15 protein-coding genes are annotated in these 18,581 nt (G+C 60.5%); 10 read left to right on the forward strand and 5 right to left on the reverse strand.

Annotation, left to right across the window (positions count from 1 at the left end; genetic code table 11):
* The first annotated feature begins 522 nt into the window (after window positions 1-522).
* Window positions 523-729: a hypothetical protein gene (locus QDY28_RS21520; protein WP_028754618.1), complete on the forward strand. Its 207-nt coding sequence runs from the start codon at window positions 523-525 to the stop codon at window positions 727-729.
* A gap of 64 nt (window positions 730-793) precedes the next feature.
* Here the strand turns inward: QDY28_RS21520 and QDY28_RS21525 are convergent, their stop codons facing one another.
* A complete protein-coding gene (locus tag QDY28_RS21525) occupies window positions 794-2,143 on the reverse strand; it encodes an ATP-binding protein (protein WP_331383661.1) in 1,350 nt (449 codons plus the stop codon).
* A 3-nt stretch (window positions 2,144-2,146) separates the two neighbouring features.
* Complete coding sequence (locus QDY28_RS21530; RefSeq protein ID WP_331383662.1) at window positions 2,147-2,866, reverse strand: response regulator; 720 nt, start codon at window positions 2,864-2,866, stop codon at window positions 2,147-2,149.
* A gap of 366 nt (window positions 2,867-3,232) precedes the next feature.
* Here QDY28_RS21530 and QDY28_RS21535 point away from each other — a divergent pair, with 366 nt between their 5' ends.
* From QDY28_RS21535 to QDY28_RS21560, 6 genes are all read left to right on the forward strand, one after another.
* Window positions 3,233-4,069, forward strand: a complete 837-nt coding sequence (locus QDY28_RS21535; protein ID WP_442967569.1) for a pseudouridine synthase — start codon at window positions 3,233-3,235, stop codon at window positions 4,067-4,069.
* A complete protein-coding gene (locus QDY28_RS21540) occupies window positions 4,056-4,739 on the forward strand; it encodes a phosphoribosyltransferase (protein ID WP_331383663.1) in 684 nt (227 codons plus the stop codon). The genes QDY28_RS21535 and QDY28_RS21540 overlap by 14 nt, the downstream gene beginning before the upstream one ends.
* A gap of 77 nt (window positions 4,740-4,816) precedes the next feature.
* Window positions 4,817-6,562 carry an SLC13 family permease gene (locus QDY28_RS21545; protein ID WP_331383664.1) on the forward strand — a complete coding sequence of 582 codons (1,746 nt, stop codon included), beginning with the start codon at window positions 4,817-4,819 and terminating at the stop codon, window positions 6,560-6,562.
* A 130-nt stretch (window positions 6,563-6,692) separates the two neighbouring features.
* Window positions 6,693-7,637, forward strand: coding sequence for a phosphoribosylaminoimidazolesuccinocarboxamide synthase (locus tag QDY28_RS21550; protein WP_331383728.1), 945 nt, complete (start codon window positions 6,693-6,695; stop codon window positions 7,635-7,637).
* Window positions 7,638-7,991: 354 nt separating this feature from the next.
* The gene (locus tag QDY28_RS21555) at window positions 7,992-9,446 is read left to right on the forward strand and encodes an efflux transporter outer membrane subunit (protein WP_331383665.1); all 1,455 of its coding nucleotides are present in this window, start codon (window positions 7,992-7,994) and stop codon (window positions 9,444-9,446) included.
* Window positions 9,447-10,184: 738 nt separating this feature from the next.
* Window positions 10,185-11,021: an SH3 domain-containing protein gene (locus QDY28_RS21560; protein WP_331383666.1), complete on the forward strand. Its 837-nt coding sequence runs from the start codon at window positions 10,185-10,187 to the stop codon at window positions 11,019-11,021.
* 224 nt (window positions 11,022-11,245) lie between these two features.
* On the opposite strand, the gene QDY28_RS21565 is transcribed toward QDY28_RS21560, so the two are convergent.
* The 3 genes from QDY28_RS21565 to QDY28_RS21575 form a co-directional block, all read right to left on the reverse strand.
* Entirely contained in the window at window positions 11,246-11,488 is a 243-nt protein-coding gene (locus tag QDY28_RS21565) for a DUF982 domain-containing protein (RefSeq protein WP_331383667.1), read from the reverse strand.
* 354 nt (window positions 11,489-11,842) lie between these two features.
* Window positions 11,843-11,965, reverse strand: a complete 123-nt coding sequence (locus QDY28_RS21570) for a hypothetical protein (RefSeq protein WP_280750491.1) — start codon at window positions 11,963-11,965, stop codon at window positions 11,843-11,845.
* 76 nt (window positions 11,966-12,041) lie between these two features.
* On the reverse strand, window positions 12,042-12,230 hold the full coding sequence (locus QDY28_RS21575; protein ID WP_331383668.1) for a hypothetical protein: 189 nt from the start codon (window positions 12,228-12,230) through the stop codon (window positions 12,042-12,044).
* Between the two features lie 257 nt (window positions 12,231-12,487).
* On the opposite strand from QDY28_RS21575, the gene QDY28_RS21580 reads away from it, so the two are divergent.
* The 3 genes from QDY28_RS21580 to dnaJ all read left to right on the forward strand — a co-directional run bounded on the left by QDY28_RS21580 (window position 12,488) and on the right by dnaJ (window position 18,300).
* The gene (locus tag QDY28_RS21580; protein ID WP_331383669.1) at window positions 12,488-14,857 is read left to right on the forward strand and encodes a transglycosylase domain-containing protein; all 2,370 of its coding nucleotides are present in this window, start codon (window positions 12,488-12,490) and stop codon (window positions 14,855-14,857) included.
* A gap of 292 nt (window positions 14,858-15,149) precedes the next feature.
* Entirely contained in the window at window positions 15,150-17,066 is a 1,917-nt protein-coding gene (dnaK, locus tag QDY28_RS21585) for a molecular chaperone DnaK (protein ID WP_331383670.1), read from the forward strand.
* 85 nt (window positions 17,067-17,151) lie between these two features.
* Window positions 17,152-18,300: a molecular chaperone DnaJ gene (gene dnaJ, locus QDY28_RS21590; protein ID WP_107106488.1), complete on the forward strand. Its 1,149-nt coding sequence runs from the start codon at window positions 17,152-17,154 to the stop codon at window positions 18,298-18,300.
* Window positions 18,301-18,581: the final 281 nt, after the last annotated feature.

An 18,581-nucleotide genomic window follows, 5' to 3' on the forward strand; every position in this document is an offset into this window, starting at 1 on the left:
TTCCTATCTTCAATTGTCAAATAACAGACCAGAAAACCCGGTCGAATATCCTTCCCGCAAGCCCAAGCACCTAAGCCCAGAACCATCAATCAGCATCGCAGCCAATCCAGGAAACTCTAGAGCGAGAGACTTCGTCGCCAGCAGCGCCGCCGCCCTCGTCAGTGATCGGGCTTATAGACCCCAGCCCCGAGCATAGTCAACTGCCCAACTGTAAAAATTCTGACATTTTTTTATCTGATTGATTTTACTGGGGGATTTTCGCTGTGCCTGGGAAAAGCGTTTTACCCCTCCGTAAAGTCGGCAAAAAATTTTGTCCGACTGGTCAAAATTTTCGGTTTTCGGCGAAGGTAAGCCATTGCGGACCGACAGGGAAAATCGCGTTTCTGGGCGGCGAGGCGAATTCATGGTTAATGGATCCTTGCAGCCAAGGGCGCTCCTTTAAGCCTTTTTATCTAAGCGAGGTCTCATAAAAACCAATATTTTACATGAGATTTCTGTTATAAAAGAAGGTGGGAGGACACCATGGAAACAACAAGACCAGAGAGCATCGTCGAAGTCAGCGTCGACAGCGCCACCGGACGGAGGGCGCTCGGCATCATGAATATGCGCCAGGCATTGGATTTGCCTGACCTGCCGAGCTTCACCTATACCCATCCGGACCCGCAAAAGGCCGCCGCAGGCATCGTCGTTAGCCGGGAGGAACTGAAGCGCTTCCTCACCCGCCATTGAGCGGTAACGCGATAGATGGCACAGATCGCGCACTTGCGCGCGAGCCCTTTGTTGTGTCCTGACTTCAGGCGGCCACCCGACTGCTTGTGGCAAGCGGCAGAAGCACGATGGCATTGAGCCCGCCGCCATCACGATCCTCCAGGCAAAGCGCGCCGTTGTGCGCATCAAGGATCTGCCGGACGATCGTCAATCCCAACCCACTCCCGCCAAGATCGCGATTGCGCGATTCCTCCAGACGAACGAAGGGTTCAAGCACATCCCTGCGCCGCTCCCTCGGAATACCCGGGCCACGATCACCGACGATAATGGCGGCATGATCACCGCGGCGCTCGATGCTGATATCGGCCCTGCCGCCATAACGCAGCGCATTGTCGATCAGATTGTCCAGCACCCGGGCCAGCGCCGTCTGTGGGGTCGTCACCGCCAATTCTCTTCCGAGCGGTGAAAGCGAGACAAGATCCGGTCCGTCCTGCCGCTCGGCGACAACAGCGCAAACAGCCACATTCAGATCGGCGATATCCCTTCCTCCCGAAACGACGGTGCTGCGGGCAAGTCCCAGCGCCTCTTCGACGAGGCGCTGCATGGCCTCGATATCGGCGATCGCCCGCTCGCGATGCGGCGTCTCCGGCATCATCTCCATGCGCAGGCGGAAACGGGTGAGATAGGTTCTAAGATCATGGGAGATCGCGCCGAGTATGAGGGTACGGTTGTTGATCAACGCGGCAATGCGCAATTGCATGCCGTTGATGGCGCGGATCAGCAGGCGCAACTCGCAGGCGCCCCGCTCGGGAATTTCGATGGGCTGCAGGCCCTTTCCGATGGAATTGACCGTGCGCGAAAGCCGCGTCAGCGGCCGCGTCTCGCGCGCGACGGCGACGACGGCGATCACCGCCACCAGCACGCCTAAAAGTCCGGCCATGAAACCCACCGGCACGCCGCGCAACCGCACCGTCGGCGTATCGGCCAAGCTGAAGACGGCGAGCTTGCCGCCGGCAACGCCGATCGACACTTCGATGATCCGGTCGGGAGCACCGACGGAAAACCAGCCTTGCGGCCGTTCGGGAAGCGAACGCAAGCCGAAATAGCGATCGCCGAGCGCCATGTTGGCAAGCTCGCGGGCCAATTTACGGCCAAGGGTGGGATCGGCCGCATCATTTTGCGCGGGCACCGCGGCATCGACCAGGCGCAGATCAAGACCCGTGGCGTTCAGCGCCCGCACGGCCTGCTCCTGCGCCTCCGGCGGAATGGCATCGAGGAGGCGAACCGCCGACTTGACCTGCATCGCCGGCGATAGCTGGTGACTGAGCGGTGAATCCGGTTTCAAACTGGCGGCAACGAAGGCGGCAAGCTGGATGATGAACAGCGCCACGGCGACGATCATGATGATGCGGGAAACAAGGCCGAGTTTCAGCATGGTTCAGACATCCCTCACATCGACGGTCAGGAGGTAGCCGGCATTGCGAACGGTGGTGATGACCTGCGCGCCATCGGGTAGATAATGCGCAAGCTTGGTGCGCAGGCGCGAGACGGTCACGTCGATGGTGCGGTCGAAGGGATCGGCACCGCGGCCGCGCGTCCAGTCGAGCAATTGGTCGCGCGACAGCACCCGGCGCGGTCGCTCCAGGAAGCAAACGAGCAGATCGAACTCCGCGGTCGTGAGGCGCACCGGACCCTCACCTTCGATCTCGATGGCCCTGCCGTCGAGATCGACGATCAGGCCCGCAAAACTCTTGCGCCTCCGCGGACCGCAGCCTTCCTCCGGACGTTCGGGACCGGAGCGACGCAGGATGGCGCGGATGCGCGCCAGGAGCTCGCGCGGGTTGAAAGGTTTGCCGAGATAGTCGTCGGCGCCCATTTCAAGGCCGAGGATGCGGTCGATATCGTCGGACTTCGCCGTCAGCATCAGGATCGGCACCTGACTGCGCGCCCGTATGCGCCGGCAGGCCGACAGGCCATCCTCGCCCGGCAGCATCAGATCGAGAATGATGAGATCTGGAAAACCCCGGGCGAGTGCGCGATCCATGGCGGCGGCACTTTCGACCGCTTCCACGGCAAAATCCTCGCGGCTCAGGAACTCCTCCAGAAGCGCCCTAATTTCGCGGTCGTCCTCGACCAGAAGAAGCGATGCAGAAACCATGGCGCATCCATGCGAGGCGAAGGGCGGTTTTGACAACAGAGAAACGGCCGGCGTTACAAACTGTAACAAATTTCCGCCGTTCTGAAAAATTCCGGCAACAGACGCCATGCAGGTTTCGCCGCGACGGCCCCCCTACGGAGCGGACGGCGACAAATACCCCGGCGTCGCCGCACCCGACCCATCGCCGCTCCGGGCCGCCGGCAGGGCTCGCGTCGACAAGGCGCGAGCCCTGTCTGTCCTGTGTGTTTCCCTTTGCCGCGATTTGCGTCGCAGCGTTCCTCATGCGAATGGTTGGCCTGGTGCGAAGGATTGGCCTTGTCGGGCTGATATGCTTGACCATCGACAACACCAAGGACGAGGCGACGGGTGACCCAAAGGCATGCACCGCAACGATCAGGCAAGGCTGCGAAAGGCCGGCAGGAGGCTGAGGGCAAGCGCGTGACCCTGCCGCGGGCGCTGTCGAAGCTCGGCTATTGCTCGCGCACCCAGGCGGAAACACTGATTGCTGCCGGCCGCGTTGCGGTCGACGGTCGTAAAATCACCGATCCGGCCGCCTGGATCGATCTCGACCGGGCGCGGATTGCCGTCGACGGTGTCGAAATATCTGCGGAAAAGCAGCTTTATTTCATGCTGAACAAACCGCGCGGTCTGGTGACGACACGCGATGATCCCGAGGGCCGGCCGACGGTCTACGACTGTCTAAAAGATATCGATGCCAGGCATCTTGCGCCCGTCGGGCGGTTGGACAAGGCGAGCGAAGGGCTGCTTCTCTTCACCAACGATACCGTGTTGGCGCAGGCGCTGCTTGATCCCATCACCCATGTCAGCAAGGTCTATCATGTCCAGGTCAACCGCATCATGGACCAGGAGCTCTTGGACCGCATGGAACGTGGAATCATGCATGACGGTGAGCTTCTGACCGCCATCTCCGCCCGTCTGTTGCGCAGCGGCGACCGCAATGCCTGGATCGAGGTCGAGCTCAGGGAGGGGCGCAACCGGCAAATCCGGCGGATGCTGGAGGCGCTCGACATTGAATGTCTGCGGCTGGTGCGCGTCGCCTTCGGCGACATCGCGCTCGGCGATCTTGCGAAAGGCACGGTCCGGGCGCTGACGGAGGCAGAGATCCTCGGGCTTCGCCGCTGGGCGGGCATGGAAAAGAACGGACGAAATGGCCTGAAGGCGGGACGCAATGCAGCCTCATGACTTCTGGCAGGAAATCCATCCGCCACAAAGCTTTGATGCAAGCGGCGAATTTCGTGATTTCTATGTGGCGGAACTGCCCGACGGACGGCAATTGCGCCTGCCAATCCGTGTGCTCGCCGATGGCGACCATGCACTTGCCTCGCTGATCATCGACCAGGCGAGCTTTTCCGTGCAGGAGGCCCTGGCCGGGGCGCTGGCCGCTCGCATCGCCGCGCATGATGTCGATGTCGTTGCCGGGCTGCCGACACTCGGGCTAACACTGGCAAGCGCGGTCGCCCGTGCGCTCGGTCATCAGCGTTACGTTCCGCTCGGCACCTCGCGAAAATTCTGGTACCGCGAGGATCTGTCGGTTGCGCTGTCCTCGATCACCACGCCGGACCAGGAGAAGCGGCTTTATATAGACCCGCGCATGCTGCCGCTCCTGCAAGGCAGGCGGGTTGCGCTGATCGACGACGTGATCTCGGGCGGCGCCTCGATCGTCTCCGGCCTGGAGCTCTTGGCCGCATGCGGTATCGAGCCAGTCGTGATCGGGGCGGCCATGCTGCAATCCGAGCGCTGGCGGGAGCGGGTCGATTCTACCGGCAGACCTTGGAGCGAGCGGATCGTAGGCGTGTTTTCGACGCCGATCCTCGAAAGGGGCAGAAACGGCTGGTGGCATAGGCCTGCCTGACGGGCAACCGCGGCGGGGCTGTACAGAATCGGCAGGCTAGTTCATTCTGGGTACAGGCGAATCTCCGGGGCCCGCCCATGACGTTCGAACAAGCATCCCTGCTGATCCTTCTGGGCCTGATGCTGGCGCTGTTTTGTCTCGACCGTTTCCGGATCGAGGTTATCTCCATCGCCGGGGTGCTTGCCGGATACGTGCTCGGCCTTTATCCGGCGGAGGGGGTGTTTTCCGGGCTTTCGAGCCCGGTCGTCATCACCGTGATCGAAATCCTGCTAATCGTCCAGGTGCTGGCGCGGGCGCAGCTTTTCGGTCCGCTGGCGGATCGCCTGCTTGCCGCAGATCCACCGTCCTTTGTGATCATTGCTGCGCTGTCCGGATTGACGACCTTTATCTCGATCTTCATGAACAATATCGGCGCCTATGCCATCGCGCTGCCGGTCGCACTGCGCATTGCCGACGTTACCGCCATTCCGCGGCGACAATTGCTGATCCCCATTTCGTTTTCTGCATTGCTCGGCGGATTGGTGTCGCTGATCGGCACGCCGGCCAATCTTCTGGTCAGCGACGCCCTGCTCCGGGCGACGGGACGCGGCTTTCACTTCTTCGATTTCGCCTATGTCGGCTTACCGGTTGCCGTGATCGGCGTGATTTTGATCGCCGCAACGGTTCCGCGGTTATTTCCGAAATCGGGCGAGGAGGATGCAGCGCCCGGCCAGACGATAGACCGGCAGATGATCGCGGAACGCCGGATACCGCATGGCTCTCCCTTGGTCGGGCAGCGGCTGGCGGACTGCCGCCGCGCTTTTGGTATCCACCCGCACGCACTGATCCGCGGCAGCCGCTTCGCCTCCCCTGTCGAAGGCACCGTCATCGAGGCGGGCGACATTCTACTTGCCGAAGGGCCGGACGTGCTGTTCGACAGGCTCTCGGCAAAGGGTGTACTGATGCTCGAATCCCATCCTGATCTCTATAGATCCGACTTCGTTCGCAGCGAAGCGGTCGTCATGCCGCAAAGCACTTTGATCGGCTCGCGCATCCAATCGCTGGAGGTTTTCCGCTCGCGGGGGGTTGCGATCACCGGGCTTTCCATGCGCTCGCCGCGCATCGACGGGCGTTTCGATGATCTTGCGCTTTCGATCGGCGATATTCTCAAGCTGGAAGGGCCGAAGCATGCCATCGTCGAGGCGCTGGAGGAATGCGAATGCCTGCCGCTGGCGGCAAGCTACGACCATACGCCGCCGCTGCGGTCCTTCTGGCCGCTTCTGCTTTTTGCCTGCGGCGTGCTTGCGGCCGCCACCGGCCTGCTGCGTCCGGAAATCGCCTTTGCCGGTGTCATTTTGGCGATGGCATTGTTAAACTTTATCAACCTGCGCGCCGCGATTGCCGATCTCAACTGGCCGATCATCATCATGCTGGCGGCGATGATCCCGCTCGGCACCGCAGTCGCGACATCGGGGACCGCTGAGATGCTGGCGGGCGGGCTCGGCACCGCCCTGCCGATCGAACGGCCGGTTTTCGGCGTCGCACTCATCCTGTTTCTGGCGATGGTGATCACCCCTTTTGTCAACAATGCCACCGTCGCCATCGTCTTGACGCCGATCGCCTTCGAATTGGCGGCAAAGGCCGGGCATTCGGCCAATGCCTATCTGATTGCGGTTGCGGCGGGCGCCTCGCTCGATTTCATCACGCCGTTCGGGCATCACAACAATACGCTGACCATGAGCATCGGCAGCTATCGTTTCACCGACTTCCTGCGCGCCGGCTGGCCGTTGACCATTATCAGCTACGGGCTGGTGCTCGCCTTGATCGGCTGGTTCTGGGTTTGAGGGCGCAGCCGCACATAGGGGGTGATAGCAATCCCCGCCCGAAAAGCGATTCCGATTTCTGATATTATGCGTTAAGGGTCCAACCATGAAGCATCCGCCGGGCGGATGCACGAGCCTGCTGGTGACGATGTTGCGAATTCTCTCCGAAGCCCATTTTCCGGAACTGCCCAATTATTACCGCGGCAAGGTGCGCGAAAATTATGACCTGCCCGATGGCAGCCGCATCATCATCAGCACCGACCGGTTAAGCGCCTTCGACCGCATCCTCACCTGCATACCATATAAAGGACAGGTGCTGACGCAGACGGCGCGCTACTGGTTCGAGGCGACGAAGGACATTTGCCCAAACCACGTCATCGCCTATCCCGACCCGAATGTCGTGGTCGGCAAGCGGCTGAACATTCTGCCGGTGGAGGTAGTCGTGCGCGGCTATCTCGCCGGCACGACCGGCACATCGATCCTGACGCTCTATAAAAAGGGTCAGCGCGAGATGTACGGCATTACGTTACCGAACGGCATGCGCGACAATCAGATCCTACCGGAGCCGATTATCACGCCGACCAGCAAGGAATTCGACGGCGGCCACGACGAGCCGTTGACCCCAACGCAGATCGTCGAACACGGGTTACTGACGAAGGAGCAATGGCGGACCTTGTCGGATTACGCGCTGGCTCTGTTCGCACGCGGCCAGGAGATGGCCCGCAAACGAGGGCTGATCCTTGTCGACACAAAATATGAGTTCGGTACCGACGAAAACGGCGACATCCTTCTCGCCGACGAAATTCACACGCCGGACAGCAGCCGCTATTGGTTGGCCGACAGTTACCAAGAGAGCTTCGAAAAGGGCGCGCGGCCTGCAAGTTTCGACAAGGATTTCGTCCGTGCCTGGGTCAGCGAGCGGTGCGATCCCTACAAGGACGAGATCCCCGAAATTCCGCTCGATCTAATCGAGCAGACCTCAAAGGTGTACATCCGCGCTTACGAAGCGATCACGGCTACGCCTTTCGTTCCCGACGACCGCGGTGCAACACCGCGCGACCGGGTTCGCGCAAGCCTCTCCCACTATTTCCCATAACGGAACCGTCCGACTGGTCACTCACCCTGTGCTACGACACGGGATGACCACCTTTGAGTTGCGCCGTATCCCGAAACACTGGCGACCTGCTGCTTTAAGTAGCAGGACTGAGGGTATGTTTTTTGCAACACTTCATAATTTTTTTACCTGAACCCCCCTATTTGTCATGTTCCCACAGCTGTTCGGCCGCGAAAAATCGCAAAAGGCACTGTGCTATTGCAAACTTGTTGATAGATTGACGCCGAATGCTTCGGGTCGTTTGTTGGTATTGCGTAGACAGAAGCGCCTACACACATGGGGTCACGTTGACTCCGTAAGATAGTGACCATGTAAAATGAATTGTGGGATAATGTGATGGTATCCATTCGTACTGCCGCCCCCGCCCTGCTGCTTCTTCTAGCAGGTTGCGTCAGCGGCCCCGATCATAAGCCACCGGAAATGCCTCTCGCGGCCAAGTTCTCTGAGGGCGGTACGAAGGTCAACGGCGACGTCTCCGGTTCACAATGGTGGACCGCTTTCGGAGACAGGAAGCTGAACGCCTTGGCTGAGCAAGGACTTGCAGAAAACCTCAATATCCAGCAGTCGCTGGAGCGCATCAATCAGGCGCAGGCACAGGTCGTCAGCGCCGCGGCTGGCGGAATGCCGAGCCTTCTCGTGTCAGGCAGTCACACGACCAGCGGCCAGAAGGGTAGCCTGCGCACTGAGCCGGAAACGCGAAACACCAGCGCCGGCGATGCCACGGCTTCGTGGCTGCTCGATCTGTGGGGTCAATACCGCCGGGCCAAGGAAAGCGCCAATGCATCGCTGGATGCGGCGTATTCCAGCGTCGACACTGCTCGCCTGACCTATCTCCAGGACCTGGCAAGCAGCTATGTCAACGTCCGCTACTACCAGGCCCGCGTGGCGATCGCACGGGACAACCTGAGGTCTCGCCGCGAAACGCTTGAACTCACCAAGTTCCAGCTCGATGCCGGCGCCGCTTCCCGCCTCGACGTGGTCCAGGCCGAGGGTCTCGTCAATTCGCAGCTTTCTGAAATTCCAGGCCTCGAAATCAGCTACCGCCAGCAGGTGCATCATATCGCAACCCTGCTGAACGTGCCGTCGGCAACTATTATCGCCCAGTTGCAGGGAGGCGGTGGCCAGCCAGTATTCCGCGGACGCGTCGATACCGGCGTCCCGGCGGATCTCATCCGCAACCGGCCTGACATCCGTGTCGCCGAGCGTAACCTTGCCGCTGCGACCGCTCAGATCGGGGTGGCGGAGGCCCAGCTCTTTCCGACGATCACGCTCGGCGGTTCGATTTCGCCGTCCTATATCCACACGAAGTCCATCAGCGGCAGCCTGACAACCTGGTCGTTCGGCCCAAGCCTGTCGCTGCCGATCTTCGACGGCGGCGCGTTGCGCGCCAACGTCAAGAACGCCGAGTCCGCAAGCCGCGAGCAGTATATCGTCTGGAAGCAGACCGTGCTGTCGGCCGTCGAACAGGTCGAAAACTACCTGTCTGCCATCACCCGCGATGCCCAGACCGTTGCCGCACTGCGGGCGCAGGTGAAGTCCTATCAGGAAGCCCTCGAACTCTCGACGGCAAGCTATAAGGACGGCGCATCCTCGCTGCTCGACGTGCTCGATGCACAACGCAACGTTTCAACCGCGCAGGAAAGCCTCGCCCAAGCGGTCCAGCAAAGCGCTCTCGACTACATCAACCTGAACGTCGCGATCGGCGCCGGCTATGTTCCGGCCAAAAAGGCAATCGTTGCCGTGGCGCCGGCCAAGGTCGTCAAGGTCGCAGCCAAAAAGACCGTCAATTAAAGAGATAGCCCGGCTCTATCGGGCGCTTTTCATACGAACCGCCGCGGGCAACTGCGGCGGTTTTTTTCTTTGGCCGAAATAAATGGGCCAAATTAAAAATGGCGCGCTCCGCTTTCGCAAAGCACGCCACTCAAACGTCAAAAACAAAAAGGCCGGGGCAAGCCGGCCTTTCGTCATCCACCCTCACATCAATGCCAGTACATCCGTGGTCAAAGGGAAGGTGGAACTGCAGCCAGATTGATCGGGAAAGGTTAACACGAGATTAACACCGCTTCCGCAATCTTCAGGAATGAACACGGCTCGCTTTGAAGCGCGCCAAGCGTTCCCGACTGCATGACTGCACCCTATGTCGTGTGGCAAGGTGGCGATTTCAAGACCAGTGACTCTTCCAGATGCTTTTATTATGAAATTCAGCGTTCTGCTCACCAAGCGGCAGTAACCCCTCAATAATAAGTAAGCCTTTCTAAAAACTAATACAAATTCTGCGGGTTTGCGCGCATCCATTCAACCTGCATTCATGCAAATTCTTGTATAACCGCTGAAAAGATTGAGAGAATAGCGCCGGACCTAACCAAATCCTGCGACCGCGCTAACTTTCATCTTATCGAAACTGGAATCGGCATTGCCGAGTCCATAACCGCATCGCATGCCCGTTGCCGGATATTCCGGGCAAACGGGCAACAGCAATCGGCGCTGCCGCCGGGCAATCCTGCCGGCGACGCGCAAAGGAGAGCATTGATGAGACATAAGCTTCTTGCCGCAATTGCGCTGACCGCATTCATTGCGATACCGGCAATCGCGGAAGCCGCAGAGGGTTTTGCCACCGCCAACGTCAATATGAGGTCTGGCCCGAGCACGCGGTATCCGGCAGTGACCATGATCCCCGTCGGCGCGCCGCTGGAAATCAACGGCTGCCTCAACACTACGCCATGGTGCGACGTCTCCTTCTTCGGCGGCCGCGGCTGGGTTGCCGGGCAATACATCCAGGCGACCTATCAATCGCGTCGCATCTATGTCGGACCGCGATACTACCGACCGCTCGGCATTCCGACCATCACCTTCAATTTCGACGATTACTGGGATCGCTACTATCGTGGCCGCGACTTTTACCGCGATCGCGATCGTTGGCGGCGAGGACCGGGCTGGGTCGACCGTCGGCCGGGTTGGGACCGCGGATCGGATTGGAACGATGGACCGGACCGCAATTGGGATCGCCGCCCGGACAGAAACCGTGACTGGGGTAGGCAGGACAACGATGACTGGCGCCGGCGACGGGACCGCGATCGCGACTGGGGCAGCCAGGACAATAATCAGGACTGGGGTCGGCAGCAGTCAGACGACAACGAGGGTTGGAGCAACCGCCGGCGTGACAACAACCGCCAGGACGACCAGCAGCGCCGTCCTCAGCCGCAGCAACAACAGGCGCAGCAGCCACAGCAGGTGCAGCCACAGCAAGGCCAGAACAATTCTCGGCCGAACGCCCGTCCGCCAGCTCCATACAGCCCTGACCATGTCGATCCCTGCCCGGCAGGACAGCCTGATTGCCGCATGACGCCAAGGGGCTTCAACCGGTAACACGGCCTTCACGGCAGCGAAATGATGAGGCCAGCGAGTGACATCGCTGGCCTTTTGCATGGGCTCACTTGTGTTTGGAAGATCCCGCCTTTCGGGCGGGAACACGACGGCGAAACCGAGAGTGACGATGTCGGGGAACGCGCCTTCGAAGCTGCACCGCGGCGCCGGCATTGGCCGGCTCGGAAGGATTGAGCGATCAGGCGGCGGCGAAGCGCCGCACTGCCTCAATGGGTCGTCAAATGCGCTTCCCGCATCGCCGAAATGAACATTTCACGGGCTTCTTCGGCCGATTTCCGTCCGTCGATCGCAGCTCGGCAAACGCTTCTCGCAGCCACATATTGCGGGCCGCGCCGATCTGGCCAGAGGTTGGCCATGCAATTGAGGGCCTCGGAGGGGCCCGTCACCATCTGAGAGCTGCCGTGAGCGAAACCGAACTCGATCGGATTGCTCCATTTGATGTGTCGCATGAATACTCCTCCTCACGCGCTACGAAGTGCTTTGGACCGTTCTCCAGGACGATCACGCAACTCCACTATAACCTCAATCAGAGCATTCGAAAATATGGTACGTTGCCAACACTTCCATAGAATCAAATCGATCCGAAGAGGGTAAATCCGCCGGCTGAATGAAGCAGCCAGCGAATTGGATACTTGCACGAAATGATAAAGGTTTTAACGACCGTAAAGTTCCAGCGTGACCGGAGTGGCCATTTTCCTGCAAACAGGAGGAAGTGGGAATTTTGCAATTCTCAAATTAAAGGTAGGGCGGCAGAGCGGATCAATCGGCCAGGTGATGAATCTTGTTAGGCGAATGCCAAACGCTCACTTTTCGCGTGCAATCCGCCTAGCATCGTCGGCCGAGAAGCCGGCGCGGCGGGCGAGCCGCTCGAGCCCGAAAATTCGGTCGAGCTGATCGATCAGCCATAATTCAAAGCGTTTCCACATTCATAAGGCCTCCCCGCGACGGCCACCTGGTCGTAGCGGTCCACGGTGAACGTCGCGTCCGGCCTGTCCGTCCGCCTTAGCGAAACAGCGGCGGCCTCTGCGCGTTCGACAGCAATTCCTGCTTGGTGGCGAAGTCGCCAAACAGTTTCTTCAGCCGGATTTCCTCCTCTTTGCAAATCCGATGGCGCCGCACGAAATCCTCGACACTCCAGACTTCGCGCAGCTTATTTTCACCGACTTTATCGAGGTTGATAAGTGAACTCATTTGATCGCCCCCTTATTTTGTGATGAGACAATGCACGAGAAGAGCAAAAGTTCCTTGAACAAACCCGTTGTGGATAGACGAATGCTGCCGCTGCGATAGGTTAAGGATGTTTTTAATCCCTCCTTAAATCGCCGCATTTAGAGTTCACCCGGGGCTATGGCGCCGAGGCGATACGAGCGCGAGGGACGAGCGGGCGCGTGGGCCGTCCGGCATCAGACATTGGAATATAGAATCATCGGGGGTACGACCGGTCCGCAATGGCAGGCAAAAGCAGATCACGCCAGAGGATAGAGCCCTCGTTTTCAAGCGGTAACGAACGCAGCGATGATGGTTTCAGCGCAGGCGAGCGGATTGCCGGCGGCGGACGCTCTTCCGGGCGCGGCGAGGATCCCCTGCCCGACAAACCGCGCCGCTCCAAGAGCCGGCGCAAGCAGCCGCGGCGAGAGCGCGGCGGTGGCTTCTTCGGCTTCGTCCGCTCGGTGATCTATTGGAGCCTCGTGCTCTGCATCTGGGCCGGCATCGGCGCCGCCGGTCTTGTGGTCTATTACGGATCGCGCATGCCGAACGCCAGCACCTGGGCCATTCCCGACCGGCCGCCGAACGTCAAGATCGCCGATGTCGATGGCACCGTCATCGCCAATCGCGGTGCGACCGGCGGCGAAGCTCTGACGCTGAAAGATATGTCGCCCTATATTCCCGAGGCGATCATCGCCATCGAGGACCACCGCTTCTATTCGCATTTCGGCTTCGATCCGATCGGCCTCGGCCGCGCGGTCGTGACGAACGTGCTGACCGGCCATGCCGTGCAGGGCGGCTCGACGCTGACGCAGCAGCTTGCCAAGAACCTCTTCCTGTCGCCGGAGCGCACGCTGGAACGCAAGGTGCAGGAAGTGCTGCTCGCCGTCTGGCTGGAGCACAACTACACCAAGGATCAAATCCTCACGATGTACCTCAACCGCGTCTATTTCGGCGCGAACGCCTATGGCGTCGAGGCGGCGGCGCAACGCTACTTCAACAAATCGGCCCGCGACGTCAATCTCGGCGAAGCGGCGATGCTCGCCGGCCTCGTCAAGGCGCCGTCGAAGCTGTCGCCTGCCCGCGATCCCGCCGCTGCCGAGGCGCGCGCCCAGCTCGTGCTGCAGGCAATGCGCGACCAGGGCTTTATCAGCGAAGCCGATATCAAGACGGCGATGTCGCAGCCGCCGACGCGGGCGAAAAGCTATTGGAGCGGCGCGCAGAACTATGTGGCTGACATGGTCATGGACCAGCTTCCTGGCCTCATCGGCGGCGACGTCAAGGAAGATCTGACGGTCGACACCACGATCGACACCTCGCTGGAACAAAAGGCCGAACAGGCGCTGAACGATGTGCTTGCCAAGGACGGCAAGAAACTCAACGCTTCGCAGGCCTCCCTCGTTTCCGTGGACGCAACGGGCGCCATCCGCGCGCTGGTCGGCGGCAGGGATTATGCGCAGAGCCAATTCAACCGCGCCGTTACCGCCAAGCGCCAGCCGGGCTCGGCCTTCAAACCCTTCGTCTATACCGCGGCGCTGGAGATGGGCCTGACGCCGAACTCGATCCGTAACGACGCGCCGGTGAAGATCGGCAATTGGGCGCCGGAGAATTACGAGCAGAAATACAGCGGGCCGGTGACGCTCGCCACGGCCGTCGCCCATTCGCTGAACACGGTGGCTGCACAGCTTGCGACGGAGGTCGGACCGGAGCAGGTGGTCAAGGTCGCGCATCGGCTCGGCATCGAATCCGACCTGCAGGCCAATGCCTCGATCGCGCTCGGCACATCTGAAGTGTCGCTGCTGGAGCTGACCTCGGCCTATGCCTCCTTCATGAACGGCGGCTACAAGGCGACGCCGCATGTCATCACCAAGGTGACGACGGCCTCCGGCAAGGTGCTCTACCAGGCAAATTTCGACAATCCGCCACGGGTTCTAAACCCTGACGTCGTTACCAACATGAATGCGATGATGACCGGCGTCATCAATTTCGGCACTGGCAAGGCCGCCCGCATTCCGGGCTGGCAAGCGGCCGGCAAGACCGGCACGACGCAATCCTTCCGCGATGCGCTGTTCGTCGGTTTCACCAGCCATTTGACGACAGGCGTCTGGTTCGGCAATGACGACGGCAAATCGATGAAGAAGGTGACGGGCGGCGGACTGCCGGCCAAGTCCTGGAAGGAATTCATGATCGCCGCCCACAAGGGCCTGACGCCTACCCCGATCTTCGGCGGCGGCCAGATCATCGACAACGGGGTGCCGGTCGCAGAATCCGGGCCGAATATCGACCAGCCGACGACGATAGGTTCCATCATCTCCGGTGCGCTCGACGGCGGCAACGGCGGCCAGGCTGCGCAGCAGCAGAGCCAGCCGGCGTTCCAGCAACGTCCGGCGCAGCAACCGATCCAGCGGCAGCAACAGCCTGTCGATCCGGCGTTGGCGAACGACGATCCCGAGGATCTGCCGCCCGTGGGTCTTGCCGACAACAATCCCTATAGCGCGGACCGGTACGATGACGAGGATATCCCGCCTGCCGATATCGGCGATCCCGATCCGATGCCGGTCAGGGTGCGACCACACCGCTCATCGTTACTCGACGTCATCTTAGGTCAATAACAGGCGATTCTGCGCATTGCCGCTTGCATGGCCGGGTCAAGGCTGATCTGATAGATGGTCGCGCAAATTCCGCAGGCTCACCGCCTCGATGGGACACTGTGGAATTTGGACGACAAACCATTCGTTTTGCTGGATTCCGGGTGATTTCCTGCCTTGCAGTCAGTAAAACCGCTACTTATATACGCGGCATCACCGCAGTCATGGCTGCGCAATCCTCAAGACCATCCCGTAAGGGGCTGTCAATGGAATGCCTGACAGGGGTTCCGATAGCTTGCTTCAAGGAGAGAATGACATGGCAAAAGTAATTGGTATCGACCTTGGAACCACGAATTCCTGCGTCGCCGTCATGGACGGTAAAGACGCGAAAGTGATCGAGAATGCCGAAGGCGCCCGCACCACCCCCTCCATGGTAGCCTTCACGGACGACAGCGAACGCCTCGTCGGCCAGCCGGCCAAGCGCCAGGCGGTCACCAACCCCACCAATACCCTCTTCGCTGTCAAGCGCCTGATCGGCCGCCGCTACGAAGATCCGACCGTCGAGAAGGACAAGCATCTCGTTCCCTTCAAGATCGTCCGCGGCGACAATGGCGATGCCTGGGTCGAAGCACAGAGCAAGGGCTATTCGCCCGCGCAAGTTTCCGCAATGATCCTTCAGAAGATGAAGGAAACCGCCGAATCCTATCTCGGCGAAAAGGTCGAAAAGGCCGTCATCACCGTTCCCGCTTACTTCAACGACGCGCAGCGCCAGGCAACCAAGGATGCCGGCAAGATCGCCGGTCTTGAAGTCCTGCGCATCATCAACGAGCCGACCGCTGCCGCGCTGGCCTACGGCCTCGACAAGAAGGACGGCAAGACCATCGCCGTATACGACCTTGGCGGCGGCACCTTCGATATCTCGATCCTGGAAATCGGCGACGGCGTCTTCGAAGTGAAGTCGACCAACGGCGATACCTTCCTCGGTGGTGAAGACTTCGACATGCGTCTCGTCGAATATCTCGTTGCCGAATTCAAGAAGGACAACGGCATCGATCTCAAGGGCGACAAGCTCGCTCTGCAGCGCCTCAAGGAAGCTGCCGAAAAGGCCAAGATCGAACTGTCCTCTTCGCAGCAGACCGAAATCAACCTGCCCTTCATCACGGCAGACGCCACCGGTCCGAAGCACCTGACGCTGAAGCTGACCCGCGCCAAGCTGGAAAGCCTGGTCGACGATCTCGTGCAGCGCACCATCGCTCCCTGCAAGGCAGCTCTCAAGGATGCCGGCGTGACCGCCGCTGAAATCGACGAAGTCGTTCTCGTCGGCGGCATGAGCCGCATGCCGAAGGTACAGGAAGTCGTCAAGCAACTGTTCGGCAAGGATCCGCACAAGGGCGTCAACCCGGATGAAGTCGTGGCACTCGGCGCCGCCATCCAGGCCGGCGTTCTGCAAGGCGACGTCAAGGACGTTCTGCTGCTCGACGTGACCCCGCTGTCTCTCGGCATCGAAACGCTCGGCGGCGTCTTCACCCGTCTGATCGAACGCAACACCACGATCCCGACGAAGAAGTCGCAGGTCTTCTCGACCGCCGACGACAACCAGTCGGCCGTGACCATCCGCGTTTCGCAGGGCGAACGCGAAATGGCTGCCGACAACAAGCTGCTCGGCCAGTTCGACCTCGTCGGCCTGCCGCCGGCTCCGCGCGGCGTTCCGCAGATCGAAGTCACCTTCGATATCGACGCCAACGGCATCGTCCAGGTTTCGGCCAAGGACAAGGGCACCGGCAAAGAACAGCAGATCCGCATCCAGGCTTCGGGCGGTCTCTCCGACGCCGACATCGAAAAGATGGTCAAGGATGCCGAAGCGCACGCCGCCGAGGACAAGAAGCGCCGCGAAGGCGTGGAAGCCAAGAACCAGGCCGAAAGCCTGATCCACTCCAGCGAGAAGTCGCTGAAGGATTACGGCGACAAGGTCACCGAAGCCGACCGCAACGCGATCTCCGAGGCGATCGCAGCGCTGAAGGCGGCAACCGAAGCTTCCGAGCCGGACGCCGAAGACATCAAGGCCAAGACCCAGACGCTCATGGAAGTGTCCATGAAGCTCGGCCAGGCGATCTATGAGTCCCAGCAGGCGGAAGCAGCTTCGGGTGAAGCCTCTGCAGGCGGCAAGGACGACGTCGTCGATGCCGACTATGAGGAAATCAAGGACGAGGACGACCGCAAGCGGTCTGCATAGTCGCAAGCCTTAACTGGTTTTGCTGAAACTCAGATCCGGCTGCCCTTGGGGCAGCCGGAAATCCATTTTCGGGGTCTATTCCTTAATGGCAAAAGCGGACTTTTACGACACGTTGGGTGTCGCCAGGACGGCAGACGAAAAGGAGCTGAAAAGCGCTTTTCGTAAGCTGGCGATGAAATTTCATCCGGACAAGAATCCGGAGGACAAAGACGCCGAGCGAAAGTTCAAGGAAATCAACGAAGCCTATGAGACGCTCAAGGATCCGCAGAAGCGCGCGGCCTATGATCGTTACGGCCATGCTGCCTTCGAGCATGGCGGCATGGGCGGTGGCGGCGGCTTTGGCGGCGGTGGTTTCGGCGGCGGCGGCTTCTCCGATATTTTCGAAGATATTTTCGGCGAGATGATGGGCGGCGGACGGTCGCGCGGGCGCTCCTCCGGCGGTCGTGAACGCGGCGCCGATCTTCGCTACAATATGGAAATCTCGCTCGAAGAGGCCTTTACCGGCAAGACGGCGCAGATTCGCGTGCCGACCTCGATCACCTGCGACGTCTGTTCCGGCTCCGGCGCCAAGCCGGGCACGCAGCCCAAGACCTGCGGCACGTGCCAGGGTGCGGGCCGCGTCCGGGCCGCACAGGGTTTCTTCTCGGTCGAGCGCACCTGCCCGACCTGCCATGGCCGCGGCCAGATCATTCCCGATCCCTGCACCAAATGCCACGGCCAGGGCCGCGTGACCGAAGAGCGTTCGCTCTCGGTCAATATCCCGGCCGGAATCGAGGATGGCACGCGCATCCGGCTGCAGGGCGAAGGCGAAGCCGGCCTACGCGGCGGACCATCGGGCGATCTCTACATCTTCCTTTCCGTCAAGCCGCATGAGTTCTTCCAGCGCGATGGGGCCGATCTCTATTGCGCGGTGCCGATCTCGATGACGACGGCTGCCCTTGGGGGCACCTTCGACGTTGCGACGCTCGACGGCACGAAATCGCGCGTTACGGTTCCCGAAGGCACGCAGGTCGGCAAGCAATTCCGCCTGAAGGCGAAGGGCATGCCGGTGCTGCGCTCCAGCCAGGTTGGCGATCTCTACATCCAGATCCAGATCGAAACGCCGCAAAAGCTCACCAAACGTCAGCGCGAACTGCTGCAGGAATTCGAACAGATCTCCTCGAAGGACAACAATCCCGAATCAACGGGCTTCTTCGCCCGCATGAAGGATTTCTTCGACACGTTCAGCGACTGAGCGGCGAATCACATTGCTTCACGTGAAACCGGCCGGTGATTCGGCCGGTTTTTTATTTGATGGGCGAATCACCCGCCCTCGTGGTTCGAGACGGCCCCACGGGCCTCCTCACCATGAGGGCTGGTCTACGCGATTCAGCACCGGGCTACTCCAGCCTCATCCTGAGCCCGTCGAACGACGAGGGTGGCGTCGTCAGGTTCCTCATCATGAGGACCGATCCTTTCATCCGGCCTGTAGCCTCCCATTGCACCGCAGACCTGGAGTTCACTCCACCCTCATCC

The organism is Rhizobium sp. BR 362 (assembly GCF_036528765.1).
Classification (GTDB): Bacteria; Pseudomonadota; Alphaproteobacteria; order Rhizobiales; family Rhizobiaceae; genus Rhizobium.

Excerpts from the sequence above, each read along its gene's own strand:
- QDY28_RS21530 (WP_331383662.1), bottom strand. The coding sequence starts at position 2,866 with ATGGTTTCTGCATCGCTTCTTCTGGTCGAGGACGACCGCGAAATTAGG.
- QDY28_RS21570 (WP_280750491.1), bottom strand. The coding sequence starts at position 11,965 with ATGTGGAAACGCTTTGAATTATGGCTGATCGATCAGCTCGACCGAATT.
- QDY28_RS21560 (WP_331383666.1), top strand. The coding sequence starts at position 10,185 with ATGAGACATAAGCTTCTTGCCGCAATTGCGCTGACCGCATTCATTGCG.
- dnaJ (WP_107106488.1), top strand. The coding sequence starts at position 17,152 with ATGGCAAAAGCGGACTTTTACGACACGTTGGGTGTCGCCAGGACGGCA.
- QDY28_RS21525 (WP_331383661.1), bottom strand. The coding sequence starts at position 2,143 with ATGCTGAAACTCGGCCTTGTTTCCCGCATCATCATGATCGTCGCCGTG.
- dnaK (WP_331383670.1), top strand. The coding sequence starts at position 15,150 with ATGGCAAAAGTAATTGGTATCGACCTTGGAACCACGAATTCCTGCGTC.
- QDY28_RS21545 (WP_331383664.1), top strand. The coding sequence starts at position 4,817 with ATGACGTTCGAACAAGCATCCCTGCTGATCCTTCTGGGCCTGATGCTG.
- QDY28_RS21555 (WP_331383665.1), top strand. The coding sequence starts at position 7,992 with ATGGTATCCATTCGTACTGCCGCCCCCGCCCTGCTGCTTCTTCTAGCA.
- QDY28_RS21580 (WP_331383669.1), top strand. The coding sequence starts at position 12,488 with ATGGCAGGCAAAAGCAGATCACGCCAGAGGATAGAGCCCTCGTTTTCA.
- QDY28_RS21520 (WP_028754618.1), top strand. The coding sequence starts at position 523 with ATGGAAACAACAAGACCAGAGAGCATCGTCGAAGTCAGCGTCGACAGC.
- QDY28_RS21565 (WP_331383667.1), bottom strand. The coding sequence starts at position 11,488 with ATGCGACACATCAAATGGAGCAATCCGATCGAGTTCGGTTTCGCTCAC.
- QDY28_RS21540 (WP_331383663.1), top strand. The coding sequence starts at position 4,056 with ATGCAGCCTCATGACTTCTGGCAGGAAATCCATCCGCCACAAAGCTTT.
- QDY28_RS21575 (WP_331383668.1), bottom strand. The coding sequence starts at position 12,230 with ATGAGTTCACTTATCAACCTCGATAAAGTCGGTGAAAATAAGCTGCGC.